General features: G+C 65.2%; 12 protein-coding genes, 1 tRNA gene and 1 pseudogene. 8 read left to right on the top strand and 6 right to left on the bottom strand.

Translation table 11 applies throughout. The features are described 5' to 3' along the window. The 3 genes and pseudogenes from V6M49_RS12795 to V6M49_RS12785 form a co-directional block, all read left to right on the top strand. Window positions 1-528, top strand: a pseudogene (locus V6M49_RS12795) (glyceraldehyde-3-phosphate dehydrogenase); the annotation flags it as partial. A 77-nt stretch (window positions 529-605) separates the two neighbouring features. Then, on the top strand, window positions 606-809 hold the full coding sequence (locus V6M49_RS12790) for a hypothetical protein (protein WP_332761318.1): 204 nt from the start codon (window positions 606-608) through the stop codon (window positions 807-809). A gap of 125 nt (window positions 810-934) precedes the next feature. After that, the gene (locus V6M49_RS12785; RefSeq protein WP_332761317.1) at window positions 935-1,732 is read left to right on the top strand and encodes an HNH endonuclease family protein; all 798 of its coding nucleotides are present in this window, start codon (window positions 935-937) and stop codon (window positions 1,730-1,732) included. Window positions 1,733-1,741: 9 nt separating this feature from the next. On the opposite strand, the gene def is transcribed toward V6M49_RS12785, so the two are convergent. From def to orn, 3 genes are all read right to left on the bottom strand, one after another. Further along, entirely contained in the window at window positions 1,742-2,314 is a 573-nt protein-coding gene (gene def / locus V6M49_RS12780; RefSeq protein WP_141140853.1) for a peptide deformylase, read from the bottom strand. Between the two features lie 116 nt (window positions 2,315-2,430). After that, window positions 2,431-2,503 (bottom strand) — tRNA-His (locus V6M49_RS12775). 129 nt (window positions 2,504-2,632) lie between these two features. Next, window positions 2,633-3,265, bottom strand: coding sequence for an oligoribonuclease (gene orn, locus V6M49_RS12770; protein ID WP_332761316.1), 633 nt, complete (start codon window positions 3,263-3,265; stop codon window positions 2,633-2,635). Between the two features lie 163 nt (window positions 3,266-3,428). On the opposite strand from orn, the gene mptB reads away from it, so the two are divergent. After that, a complete protein-coding gene (gene mptB / locus V6M49_RS12765; RefSeq protein WP_332761315.1) occupies window positions 3,429-4,985 on the top strand; it encodes a polyprenol phosphomannose-dependent alpha 1,6 mannosyltransferase MptB in 1,557 nt (518 codons plus the stop codon). Window positions 4,986-5,000: 15 nt separating this feature from the next. Here the strand turns inward: mptB and V6M49_RS12760 are convergent, their stop codons facing one another. Beyond that, window positions 5,001-5,786, bottom strand: coding sequence for a DNA alkylation repair protein (locus tag V6M49_RS12760; protein ID WP_442959724.1), 786 nt, complete (start codon window positions 5,784-5,786; stop codon window positions 5,001-5,003). Window positions 5,787-5,917: 131 nt separating this feature from the next. Between V6M49_RS12760 and map the strand changes: the two genes are divergently transcribed. Further along, entirely contained in the window at window positions 5,918-6,685 is a 768-nt protein-coding gene (gene map, locus V6M49_RS12755; RefSeq protein ID WP_332761314.1) for a type I methionyl aminopeptidase, read from the top strand. Here map and V6M49_RS12750 read toward each other — a convergent pair. Both V6M49_RS12750 and V6M49_RS12745 read right to left on the bottom strand, forming a co-directional pair. Then, entirely contained in the window at window positions 6,672-7,307 is a 636-nt protein-coding gene (locus V6M49_RS12750; protein ID WP_332761313.1) for a GNAT family N-acetyltransferase, read from the bottom strand. The two genes, map and V6M49_RS12750, sit on opposite strands and share 14 nt — an antisense overlap. Window positions 7,308-7,312: 5 nt before the next feature. After that, window positions 7,313-8,401, bottom strand: a complete 1,089-nt coding sequence (locus V6M49_RS12745) for a LacI family DNA-binding transcriptional regulator (protein WP_332761312.1) — start codon at window positions 8,399-8,401, stop codon at window positions 7,313-7,315. Between the two features lie 178 nt (window positions 8,402-8,579). Here V6M49_RS12745 and V6M49_RS12740 point away from each other — a divergent pair, with 178 nt between their 5' ends. From V6M49_RS12740 to V6M49_RS12730, 3 genes are read left to right on the top strand one after another with little or no spacing between them, the layout of a single operon-like run. Then, window positions 8,580-9,749: a Gfo/Idh/MocA family protein gene (locus V6M49_RS12740; RefSeq protein WP_141140848.1), complete on the top strand. Its 1,170-nt coding sequence runs from the start codon at window positions 8,580-8,582 to the stop codon at window positions 9,747-9,749. Further along, on the top strand, window positions 9,749-10,963 hold the full coding sequence (locus V6M49_RS12735) for a dihydrodipicolinate synthase family protein (protein ID WP_332761311.1): 1,215 nt from the start codon (window positions 9,749-9,751) through the stop codon (window positions 10,961-10,963). Before V6M49_RS12740 ends, V6M49_RS12735 begins: the two co-directional genes overlap by 1 nt. After that, a complete protein-coding gene (locus V6M49_RS12730; protein ID WP_332761310.1) occupies window positions 10,960-11,817 on the top strand; it encodes a sugar phosphate isomerase/epimerase family protein in 858 nt (285 codons plus the stop codon). Before V6M49_RS12735 ends, V6M49_RS12730 begins: the two co-directional genes overlap by 4 nt. Window positions 11,818-11,885 lie beyond the last annotated feature (68 nt).

The raw sequence follows: 11,885 nt of genomic DNA, 5'->3' as shown, positions 1-11,885 counted from the left end.
CACTCCTTCACCAACGACCAGAACCTGATCGACAACTTCCACAAGGGCGACCGCCGCGGCCGCTCCGCCGCGCTGAACATGGTCATCACCGAAACCGGAGCGGCCACTGCCGTGGCGAAGGCACTGCCCGAACTTCAGGGCAAGCTCACCGGCAGCTCCATCCGCGTCCCCACCCCGGACGTCTCGCTGGCCATCCTGAACCTCAGCCTGGAAAACGGCACCACCAAGGATGAGGTGAATGATTATCTGCGTCAGATGTCCCTGCATTCGGACCTGCGCAAGCAGATCGACTACATCGATTCGCCCGAGGTTGTTTCTACGGACTTCGTCGGCTCACGCCGTGCCGGCATCGTTGACGGCCTTGCCACGATCTCCAACGAGAAAAACCTGATTCTTTACGTCTGGTACGACAACGAGTTCGGCTACAGCTGCCAGGTAGTCCGGGTTATGGAAGAGATGGCCGGCGTCAACCCGCCGGCGTTCCCCGCCAAGGAAGCCGCTGCGGCCTTGGCCGCAATCGCCGTCTAAGCCGTTTGCGGGCCAGCCACCCGACATTCCCGGCTGATTCGCTGGAATCAGCCGGGAATCGGGACCACACTGGTGGCATGGATAACGAAACTCTCCACGAGACCACCCTTGAACACGCCCTCGACGTCGCCAGGGCCAACCACAAAGAAGCCATCAGGCTCCTGGAGCAGGCCCGCGCGTCCCGGGCTTCCGGCGACGTCGGCGACGACCGTGTGCGCCAGCTCGAAGGGCTCCTCCAGCTTGCCGAAGAAGACCTGCGCCGTGTAGTCCGGGAGCAGTAGCCGGCCACAGCAGTAAGCGGATCACCCGGGCCACTCGTCCTCCCCATTGTGGATAACCGCAGGGGTGTCAGTGGGGTGGCCTAGGCTCTTCTGGTGCATTACATTTCCGGAAGAGCCGGTTGCCCATGACCGTCAGCTGGCGTGCCTACCGCCGTGCCCGCCGCCGCTCGAGGCAGGCCTGGGCTCTGCTGGCAGTGCTGGCCGTGTCTGCAGTGGGCTCTGCGGGGTGGTTTTTCACCGCGGGCCAGTTCGCTGCGGCAGAACCGGCAATCGCCGGTCCCCGGGAGGCGCCTGTTTTCGACGGGACCTGGATGAAGCCCGTCATCCCGGTGCACGCTGTACCGCAGGGGAGTGCCCGGACCGCCCTCGAGCGGCTTTCCGTCAAGGGACGGGCTCCCAAAGACAATTACCAGCGGGAGGCCTTCGGGCAGGCCTGGCTGGACGTGGACCGGAACGGCTGCGACACCCGCAATGACATCCTCCGCAGGGACCTCACAGCTGTGGGCTTCACGGAGGGGTCCAAATGCAAGGTAGTGTCAGGGTCCATCCATGAGCCGTACACGGGCAAAGCCATGGAGTTCCGGCGTGGCCCGGAAAGCAGCAAGGAAATCCAGATCGATCACGTCGTGGCGCTCAGTGACGCGTGGCAGAAAGGCGCACAGGGGCTGACCCCGCAGCAGCGCCAGAGCCTGGCCAACGATCCGATAAACCTCATCGCCGCGGACGGTCCTGCAAATCAGCAGAAGAGCGCAAGCGACGCCGCCACCTGGCTGCCGAAGAACAAGAACATCCGCTGCCATTACGTGGCCCGCCAGATCTCGGTGAAGGCATCCTATGGACTGTGGGTCACGCAGCCGGAGAAGGATGCGATGAAGCGCGTCCTGGACTCCTGCCCGGACCAGCCAACCATAACCGCGAGGTAATGTGTGGGCTCAGTGGCCGAACGGGTCCGGATCCACGCCGGGCATCCAGGTCAGGCCGGGCACACCCCAGCCGCTCTTCTTGGCCAGTTTCATGGCCTTCCGTGCATAGCGGTCAATCAGCCGGTTGACGTAGAGCTTTCCGTCGAGGTGGTCGTATTCGTGCTGGATGACCCGTGCGAACCATCCGGTTGCTTCGAACTCCACAGGCTGCCCATGGCCGTCAAATCCTTCCACCCGCGCCCACTCCGCACGCTTGAGCGGGTATGCGCCGCCGGGGAAGGAGAGGCAGCCCTCTTCCTCTTCCTCGGGGTCCGGCAGCGCGCCGGAGATCTTGGACAGGGTCAGTACCGGGTTTACCAGGACCCCGGTGGGCGGAGCGCCGTCGTCATTGGCGTACTTGTACACAAAGATTCTTTTGCCCACACCGACCTGCGGCGCCGCCAGGCCCACGCCGTTGGCCGCCTCGTTTGTTTCAAACATGTCCGCGATCAGGGTGCGCAGTTCGTCGTCGAAAACCTCCACCTCGGCGGCGCGGCGGTGCAGCACCGGTTCACCCCAGACGGTGATTGGCAGAACTGTCATGTCAGGCGGCCCTTCGTGCGTGCGGCGTGGCGCCGGCGGATATGCAAAAAAATGGAGGCCGTACCGGATATCCGGTACGGCCTCCAAATGGACGGCTTTTACTGCCGCCCTATGAGGGTGAGCTACGGGGGTTGAACCCGCGACCTCCTGGACCACAACCAGGCGCTCTGCCAACTGAGCTAAGCCCACCATGTGCCCCACAGATTTCCCGGTGGTCCGGTGCTCTGGAAAGGCAACTCAAATAGCTTACCTGCTGTTTGACGGTGCTTGCGCCACTTTTGGGGTTTTTGCGAAAATTTCCGCCAAACGTGGCGCAGATTACTTTTTCGGAATACCTGCTGTGCCCGGCGAGGCAGTGATGCGCTGGGCGACTTCGCGGGCCGTGGCGCTGTCAGGCCCGGGAGCGGGAACGAAAACCGCCTCGCGGTAGTAGCGGAGCTCGTCGATGGAATCCTGGATGTCACCCAGGGCGCGGTGGCCGCCCTTCTTGGCGGGGGACTGGAAGTAGGCCCGGGCGAACCAGCGGCGGGAGAGTTCCTTAATGGTGCTCACGTCGATCACGCGGTAATGCAGGTGCTCCACAACGGCCGGCATGTCGCGGGAGAGGAAGACGCGGTCTGTTCCAACGGAGTTGCCGCCCAGCGGTGCCTTGCGCGGGTCCGGCACCCACTTTTCGATGTATTCCATCACGGCGGCTTCGGCCTCGGCCATGGTCTTGCCGTGCGGCAGTTCCTTGAGCAGCCCGGACCGGGTGTGCATGTCCCTCACGAAGTCGTTCATCTGGGCGAGGGCAGCATCCTCAGGCTTGATCACCACGTCCACACCGTCGCCGAGAATGTTGAGCTCTGAGTCCGTCACCAGCGCCGCCACCTCGATCAGGGCGTCGTTCTTGATGTCCAGGCCGGTCATTTCGCAGTCGATCCAGACGATGCGTTCGTTAGATATAGGCACCGGACCAGCCTACCGTTTAGCTCCGGCGCAACCGTCCGATGCTAGGATTTCGGGTACATGGGGGCGAGGATTTTGCCGCTGTGCTGTGTCTGCGCGGCCCGGGCGGCCACCGCCGCCCGCGGGGGCTGAAGCGCCGAGTGTAAAGAGATTGGACAATCCTGAGATGACGGCGCCTGTGCCTGCAACGGGGGAGATGGCGGCCAGCGTGATCCCGGAGCCCGGTGCGGCAGAAGTGGATAACGCCAGGTCCCCCATCCTTGCCGGTCTTGTCGGCTCGGTCCTTATGGTGTTCGGATCCCTCGGCGTCGGCTGGCTGGCCCCCGTTTCCGAACTCCGCCGCGTACCGATCTTTATCTGGATGCGGACGGAGGCCATCGGCGTTGCCCTGGCCATCGTGCTGGTTGCGGTAGGCGGCATGCTCCTGGTCCGCTCCTGGCTGAGGCTCGGCCAGCGGGTCCGCGTGTGGGGGCCGGCGGCGCGGAAGGCAACGCTGCAGGCCATCGCAGCATGGGGCCTGCCGTTGATGTTCACCGTCCCGCTCTTCAGCCGCGACGTGTATGCCTACATTGGTCAGGGCAGGCTGATGGTGGAGGGGTTCAACCCCTACGAGAACGGCATCTCGGCGTTGTCCAACTATTTCCAGCTTGGCGCCGACAAACAGTGGACTGAAGCTCCCGTGCCGTACGGCCAGCTGTTTCTGTGGATCGAGCAGTTTGTGGTCTGGTCCACCAACGTCCAGCCCGAGGCCAGCGTGATGCTTTTCAGGCTCGTGGCGCTGTTTGGTGTGGTCCTCTGTGTCATCTACGTGCCCAAGCTGGCCGTGCTTCACGGCGTCAATCCGCACCGCGCTTTGTGGCTCACTGCGGCCAACCCCCTGTTCCTCACCAACTTCATCGCCAGCGTCCACAACGATGCCCTCATGATCGGGTTGGCCCTTGCCGGGCTGTACTACGCGGCCACCAGGCGCATGGTCCTGGGCATAGTCCTCGTCACCCTTTCCATCGCTGTCAAGCCCATCACTATCGTTTTCCTGCCGTTCATCGGCCTGATCTGGGCAGGCAAGAACGCCGGCTGGCCGCGGAAATTCCTGTTCTGGGGACTGACCGGAGGGCTGAGCCTGGCCATTCTGTACGTCCTGAGCCTCGTCAACGGGTTCGGCTTCGGCTGGATCAATGGGCTGTCCGCCCCCGGCAGCCTCTTCATTTGGTACGCGCCGGTGGGCTTGGTGGGGCTGGTGGTCGCTTCCGTTTCGAACGCCTTCGGCCTTGACGGGTGGACGCTCGCCGACTGGGTGTTCGACGCCGGCAAACTACTTGCCGTAGGCGTCGTCGCCTTCCAGATCTTCAGGGGTGAGCATGAGCGGCTGATCCGCCGCCTCACCTTGGGGTTTGCGGCCATCGTGGTGCTGGCGCCGATGATCCAGGCCTGGTACGTGGTGTGGCTCATCCCGCTGTTCGCGGTGACAGGCATCCGAAATGACTGGCAGGTGAAGGCCCTGTACTTCATCGTGTCGTTCTTCATGATCTACGCCATTTCTGACCAGCTGGAAGTATTTCCCTACCTCCAGACCGAGGACTTGGGACTTGCCCTGGTGCTGGCCCGCTTCGCGGCGGCGATTACCGGCCTGCTTTTTGCCATGTACCTGATCTTCATGGATCCAGACACCAAAAGGCTCTTCCGGAAGTCGGCCGAACCGGTGACCGAACGCCCCGTCATCTAGTCTCCGCAGGCGCGGTTATCCGGCGCCGGTGATTCCCGCCGTCGTGCCCTGTTCCAGGTGCCGCAAGGCTTCCTTCCGGGACAGCGGACTCAACCGCGTGCCCTTTTCCACCACGAAATCGTGTACCCACTCCGGATCCGTTTTGGCGTATTCACGGAGCGCCCAGCCAATGGCCTTCCGGATGAAAAACTCCGGGTCCGCCAGGTTCGGCTCAATGACAGCCCGCAGCAGGTCCTGATCCGTGCTGGCCTTGGCCTTCAACTGCGAGGTGATGGCCGACCGCCTGATCCAGAAGTCCTGGTCTGTACTCCAGGCCAGCAGGACTTCGGTCATCATGGGCCGGTGGGCCTGAAGAAGCCCGCCGATACGATGCGACACCCCATCCACGAAATCCCACCACGCGCCGGTGCGGATGATCTCCTCATAGACAGGGAGCATCAGTTGGTCACGGGCCACCAACCGGAGGCTTGTCAGGTCAATGGCCGCATAGCGTTCCTCGCGTACTGTGGAGCCGCGCCAGAGTTCCAGCACCGTTGCCCGCAACTGGCCCGCCGACGTAACGGGATGGACGGAAGCAGCGGCCAGCGCCAGCCGCCTGACTTCCGGGACTCTGACGCCCAGTGACGGCAGAGTGGACTTCATGTACGCCTGGGCGCCAGTGGCCCGCACCGGGTCCGTCCGCTCCCGCAGCGCCGCCCGCACGGCATCCAGCAACTCGCGGTTCGGACTGTCCGTGGCCGGAGCTTCCGTGACCGTTGCCTCCGTGTCCAGCGATTCGTCATTCGGCGACATTCGGTCCATGGTGCAACTTTAGCGAGGTGCCGGCGGCGTGGATGTCGGCGGGTCCATCCTCAGCGGGACGGCTCTAGAGTGGGACCAGACAAACTGCACGTTCCCGTGAACCGTGCCACCCGACGTCGGAGGTTCCCTGTATGTCCATGATCAAGACTCCCGAGCAGATTGCCCTCATGCGCGAAGCCGGGCGGGTGGTGGCCAATACGCTGACGGCGGTGCGTGAGGCCGCCGGAGTGGGTGTCACCCTGCGTGACCTCGATGCGCTGGCCGCCGAGACGATTGCCACGGCGGGAGCCACACCGGCCTTCCTGGACTACCACCCCCGCTGGGCCCCAGTTCCGTTTCCCGGCGTGATCTGCACAAGTGTGAATGACGCCGTGGTCCACGGAATCCCCGACGGCTACAAACTCCAGGACGGTGACCTGCTCAGCGTGGATTGCGGGGCATTCCTGGAGGGCTGGTGCGGCGATGCGGCCGTCAGTTTCATTGTGGGAACACCCGATCCTGTGGACCAGGCCCTCATTGATGCCACGGATGCCGCCTTGGCCCGTGGGATCGAGGCAGCCCGGATCGGCAACAAAATGGGCGATCTTGCCTACGCCATCGGCGGCGCCGCGCGGCGGGCGGGCTACGGTCTGCTGGCTGACCACGGCGGCCACGGGATCGGCAGCACCATGCACGCCGAACCGCCCGTGCCCAACGACGGCAGGCCGGGACGGGGGATCAAGCTCACCGAGGGGCTGGTCATCGCCATCGAGCCCATGCTGATCCTGGGCCGCAAGGACGACTACTACCAGGACGACGACGGATGGACGCTGCGTTCCGCCAATGGCCGCCGGGCTGCCCACAGCGAACACACAGTGGCCATCACTGCCGATGGGCCGCTGATCCTTACGCTCCCTTAGGTCCGGTGAGGCCCAGGCGCACCACGCCCCGCCCCGGGACGGCGCTGCTGACCACGGCGAACCCGGCGCGCAGGAAGAGGTTCAGCGTGCCGTGGTAAAGGTCTGCGGGTCCTGCGTTGGGCCGCTGCTCGCGGTCCACCGGGTAGCCTTCCACAACGTCGGCACCATTGAGCCGGGCATGCTCGACGGCGGCGCGCAGCAGCGCGGCTGCCACACCCCTCCGGCGGTGGCCGGCGGCGACCACGAAGCAGGTCACTGACCACACCCCGCCGGACGCATCCGGTGATGCTGTTTCAGAATCGGGCGGCCTTGGTTCCTCAGCCAGCCGCAGCACGCGGGAGCGGAGCACTCGGGGATAACAGGTCCGTGGCTCCACGGCACACCAGCCCACGGGCTGACCGTCGACAAAGGCGAGGACGCCGGGGGCGGGGGAGCCGCCGTCGAACTTTTCCTTCAACTGTGCCTTGCGGCCGGCCGGCCCCAGCGCGGAGTACTCCGGACCGGTGAGGGCAAAGAAGCGGCACCAGCAGCGGGACGGTTCGCCGGGGCGGCTGAACAAGCGCTCGACGCCGTTCCACTGCGCCGCGGCCGTCGTCAGGCCGGGGACGGGCCCGTCAGTCATGCTGGTCAGGCCACCGACTCGGCGCTGCTCGGGTGTGCCACTTCGGTGCTGCGCCGGAGTATGACCTGGCCGGTTATCGGGGGCGATCCGGCATCGTCGGCGGACGGGCCGGCTGCGCTGCTGGCGGCCTGCCGTCCGATCTCCTCCAGGGGAAGGTGCACCGTGGAGAGGGCCGGCCGGAAATCGCGCAGAGTCTCAATATCGTCGAAACCGGCAACGGCGGCGTCGCGCGGGATCCGCAGTCCCTGGGAGCGCAGCGCGGCGGCGGCCCCGATGGCCATAACATCGTTGACGGCAAAGATGCAGAGCCGTTTTGCCGCGGTCCCGGGTTGGGACGCTGTGATCCGTGCAGCCAGGGCGAGGCCGGCCTCGAAGCCGCCCGCACGGGTGAAGTCCGTGCGGATGAGGTCCGCGGCAGGCAGGCCGGCGCTGGCGAGGCCACGCTGGAACCCGCGGATCCGGTCGTCGGAGGTGAACAGCCCTTCCGGGCCGCCGACGATCACGAAGTCTTCTTCCCGCGACGCGGCCAGCTCAGTTGCGAGCTGCGCGGCCAGCTCCTCATTGGGCACCCTCACCACGTGGTAGCCGTCCGCTGTCGCGGCCCCCACAATCCCGTGGCCGATCACGCCCACGTGGCCGCCGTTGCGGCAGTATCGGTCCAGTTCCGCAGCGAGTTCGGTGTTGCCTTCCAGGTCCTCGGTGCGGGAGGTCCGTGATCCTGCGATCACGATGGAATCGGCGCGGCGTGCGGCGAAGGCAGCCACGGCCTCCTTCTCACTGTCCGGACCGCCCCCGGTGGTGGCCAGCAGCACCATCTTGTGCTGTTCCCTCGCGGCATCCTGGACGCCGCGGGCAATGGCTGCGAAGTACGGATCGGCAATGTCATGCACGATCAGCCCGATCAGCCCCGAGCTGGACTTGGCCAGCCCCTGCGCCTGGGCGTTCGGAATGTAGCCGAGGGATTCGGCGGCCTGGCGCACCCGGTCCGCAATATCCTTGCCGGGTATCCGGGCGGAGCCGTTCAGCACGCGGGAGGCGGTGGCCGGCGACACGCCCGCCAGCCGGGCCACCTCGGTGAGGGTACTTGCAGCCACAACTTCTCCCGTTCGTACAGACTTTCAGCGCCGTTAGCGCCGCTTTCAGTATGGCAGTTTGAGGATACTTTGGGAAAGCGCTTGCCAACCCGAAGGGGCGCGGTGCATGATGGATGCAGTGGGAATGCGCTTTCCCAATTCAGTTTGAGTAACACTGCTCACTCACCGTGGAGGACACATGGGCTTCGAAACAAAGACGATCCGTATCGCCATGAATGGCATCACCGGCCGGATGGGTTACCGCCAGCACCTGCTGCGTTCCATCCTTCCCATCCGCGACGCCGGGGGCTTCACGCTGGAGGACGGCACCAGGGTCCAGGTGGAGCCGATCCTGGTGGGCCGCAATGAAGCCAAGATCCGCGAGCTCGCCGAGCTCCACAAGGTGGCCGAATGGACCACGGACCTGGATTCCGTGATCAACGATCCTTCGGTGGACATCATCTTTGACGCGTCCATGACCAGCCTCCGTGCCGCCACCCTGAAGAAGGCCATGCTGGCCGGCAAGCACATCTTCACGGAGAAGCCCACAGCCGAATCGCTCGAAGAAGCCATCGAGCTGGCCCGGATCGGCAAGGAAGCCGGCGTTACCGCAGGCGTTGTTCACGACAAGCTGTACCTGCCGGGTCTGGTCAAGCTGCGCCGCCTGGTTGACGAAGGTTTCTTCGGCCGCATCCTCTCCATCCGCGGCGAATTCGGTTACTGGGTCTTCGAAGGCGACGTGCAGGCAGCGCAGCGCCCGTCCTGGAACTACCGCAAGGAAGACGGCGGCGGAATGACCACGGACATGTTCTGCCACTGGAACTATGTCCTCGAAGGCATCATCGGCAAGGTCAAGAGCGTCAATGCCAAGACCGCCACCCACATCCCGGCCCGCTGGGACGAGGCAGGCAAGGAGTACAAGGCCACTGCGGACGACGCCTCCTACGGCATCTTCGAACTCGAAACCCCGGCGGGCGAGCCGGTCATCGGCCAGATCAACTCCTCTTGGGCTGTCCGCGTCTACCGCGACGAGCTTGTGGAATTCCAGATCGACGGAACGCACGGTTCGGCCGTTGCCGGACTCAACAAGTGCGTGGCCCAGCAGCGTGCCCACACCCCCAAGCCCGTCTGGAACCCGGACCTGCCCGTCACGGAATCCTTCCGCAGCCAGTGGCAGGAAGTCCCTGCCAACGCCGAGCTGGATAACGGCTTCAAGCTGCAGTGGGAAGAGTTCCTGCGCGATGTCGTAGCCGGCCGCGAGCACCGCTTCGGCCTGCTGTCCGCTGCCCGCGGCGTCCAGCTCGCCGAGCTTGGCCTGCAGTCCAACGACGAACGCCGCACCATCGACATCCCGGAGATCACGCTCTGATGACTTCCCTGATTCTTCCCACCCACGACGGCGGCACCCGCGAGTACCGCCTCCAGGGCGGCGTGTCGTGGGCCCGCCCCACCGCCCCACTCACGTCGCGGCGTGCCTACGCCGCCGCGCACGTCATTCCCGAGGTCCTGGCGGACAACACGCCAGGTGCCCCGGCCAGCCTCGACTGGGATGCCACCCTGGCGTACCGGCACGAACTCTGGTCCTACGGCCTCGGTGTCGCCGACGCCATGGACACTGCCCAGCGCGGCATGGGCCTGGACTGGGCCGCAACCCAGCAGCTCATCAAACGCACCGGTGTTGAGGCCGCTTCGGTGGTCGCTGCCGGTGGCCCCGCTACCGCCGGGAAGACCGTGCGCGACCTCGTCTCGTGCGGCGCAGGCACCGACCAGCTGGACCTCGCCACACTGCCCACCGGCAGCGCAGGACTCGCCGCTGTCCTGGACGCCTACCGCGAGCAGATCGCCGTCGTCAGTGAAGCCGGACCCAAGATCATCCTGATGGCTTCCCGGGCGCTGGCCCGCGTGGCCAACAGTCCGGACGACTACCTGCACGTCTACTCCACGTTGCTGCAGGAAGTTGACCAGCCCGTCATCCTGCACTGGCTCGGGACCATGTTCGATCCCGCGCTGGCCGGGTACTGGGGTTCGGACGACGTCGCTGCCGCGACCGAGACCTTTCTGTCCCTTGTCCGCGAGCACGCGGACAAGGTGGACGGCGTGAAAGTCTCCCTGCTGGACGCTTCCCACGAGGTTGCCCTGCGCGCTGCCCTGCCGGAAGGGGTCCGCCTCTACACCGGCGACGACTTCAACTACCCGGAACTGATCGACGGCGACGGCAGCCACCATTCGGACGCGCTGCTGGGCATCTTCGCTGCGATCTACCCTGCCGCATCGGTTGCGCTGCAGAAGTACGACGCCGGCAAGGCTGAGGAAGCGCGCGCCATCCTGGACTCCACCCGCGAGCTCGGCAAGCACATCTTCAGTGCCCCCACGTTCTACTACAAGACCGGGATCGCCTTTATGTCCTGGCTCAACGGCAAGCAGCCCGGCTTCCAGATGGTGGGCGGCCTGCACTCCGGCCGCTCCGTGGTGCACCTGGCCAAAACGTTCGAGCTGGCTGACCAGGCAGGGCTGCTGAAGGACCCGGCCCTCGCCGCCTTCCGGATGTCCGACTACCTGCGTATCAACGGAGTGGGAGTATGACATCTAATTCAGAACGGTCCCCTTTTTCACGGCTTTCCCTGAACAGCGCCACCACCAAGAAGCTGACGCTTGCCGAAGTGGTTGATGGCTGTGTCCGCGCCGGAATCCCCGCGATCGCCCCGTGGCGAGACCGGGTTCAAGAAGCAGGGCTGGACAAAGCCGCCAAGCTGATCAAGGATGCCGGCCTCCGTGTCTCCTCCCTGTGCCGCGGCGGCTTCCTGACAGCGCCCGACGCCGAGGGCCAGGCCGCCGCCCTGGCGGACAACCGCGCGGCCGTTCTCGAAGCGGCTGCGCTGGACACCCGCGAACTCTTCCTGGTGGTCGGCGGACTGGCGCCGGGGGAGAAGGACGTGGTGGCTGCCCGCCAGCGCGTCGCCGACCGACTTGCCGATCTTGTCCCGTTCGCCTCGGAGCAGGGCATCCGGCTGGTGCTGGAACCGCTGCACCCGATGTACGCAGCGGACCGCGCCGTCATTTCGACCCTGGGCCAGGCTCTGGATCTCGCAACCCCGTTTGATGCGCAGGCCGTGGGCATCGCCGTCGACACGTTTCACGTCTGGTGGGACCCGGAGCTGAAGGCGCAGATCGAACGCGCCGGCAGGGAAGGGCGCATCGCCTCCTACCAGGTGTGTGACTTCAACATGCCCATAGCGGCCGATCCGCTGCTGTCCCGGGGCTTTATGGGCGACGGCGTCATAGACTTCGCCACGATCAGCACCTGGGTCAGGGACGCCGGGTACACCGGGGACATCGAAGTTGAAATCTTCAACCAGGAGATCTGGGACGCCGACGGAGACGCTGTCATGGAAACCGTCAAGGCCCGCTACGCGGAACTCGTCCTGCCTTACGCCTGAGAAACGGCAATTTCACACCAGCCACACAACGAAGAACACCCCCGGTCTGAAGACCGGGGGTGTTCTTC

Source organism: Pseudarthrobacter sp. (assembly GCF_036675385.1).
GTDB lineage: Bacteria > Actinomycetota > Actinomycetes > Actinomycetales > Micrococcaceae > Arthrobacter.
Note: the sequence above shows the minus strand (reverse complement) of the source record. Positions and strands in the feature narration are given on the sequence as shown.

Coding starts and splice junctions, on each gene's coding strand:
- V6M49_RS12790 (WP_332761318.1), top strand. CDS start 606: ATGGATAACGAAACTCTCCACGAGACCACCCTTGAACACGCCCTCGAC.
- V6M49_RS12785 (WP_332761317.1), top strand. CDS start 935: ATGACCGTCAGCTGGCGTGCCTACCGCCGTGCCCGCCGCCGCTCGAGG.
- def (WP_141140853.1), bottom strand. CDS start 2,314: ATGACAGTTCTGCCAATCACCGTCTGGGGTGAACCGGTGCTGCACCGC.
- mptB (WP_332761315.1), top strand. CDS start 3,429: ATGACGGCGCCTGTGCCTGCAACGGGGGAGATGGCGGCCAGCGTGATC.
- V6M49_RS12760 (WP_442959724.1), bottom strand. CDS start 5,786: ATGGACCGAATGTCGCCGAATGACGAATCGCTGGACACGGAGGCAACG.
- map (WP_332761314.1), top strand. CDS start 5,918: ATGTCCATGATCAAGACTCCCGAGCAGATTGCCCTCATGCGCGAAGCC.
- V6M49_RS12750 (WP_332761313.1), bottom strand. CDS start 7,307: ATGACTGACGGGCCCGTCCCCGGCCTGACGACGGCCGCGGCGCAGTGG.
- V6M49_RS12740 (WP_141140848.1), top strand. CDS start 8,580: ATGGGCTTCGAAACAAAGACGATCCGTATCGCCATGAATGGCATCACC.
- V6M49_RS12735 (WP_332761311.1), top strand. CDS start 9,749: ATGACTTCCCTGATTCTTCCCACCCACGACGGCGGCACCCGCGAGTAC.
- V6M49_RS12730 (WP_332761310.1), top strand. CDS start 10,960: ATGACATCTAATTCAGAACGGTCCCCTTTTTCACGGCTTTCCCTGAAC.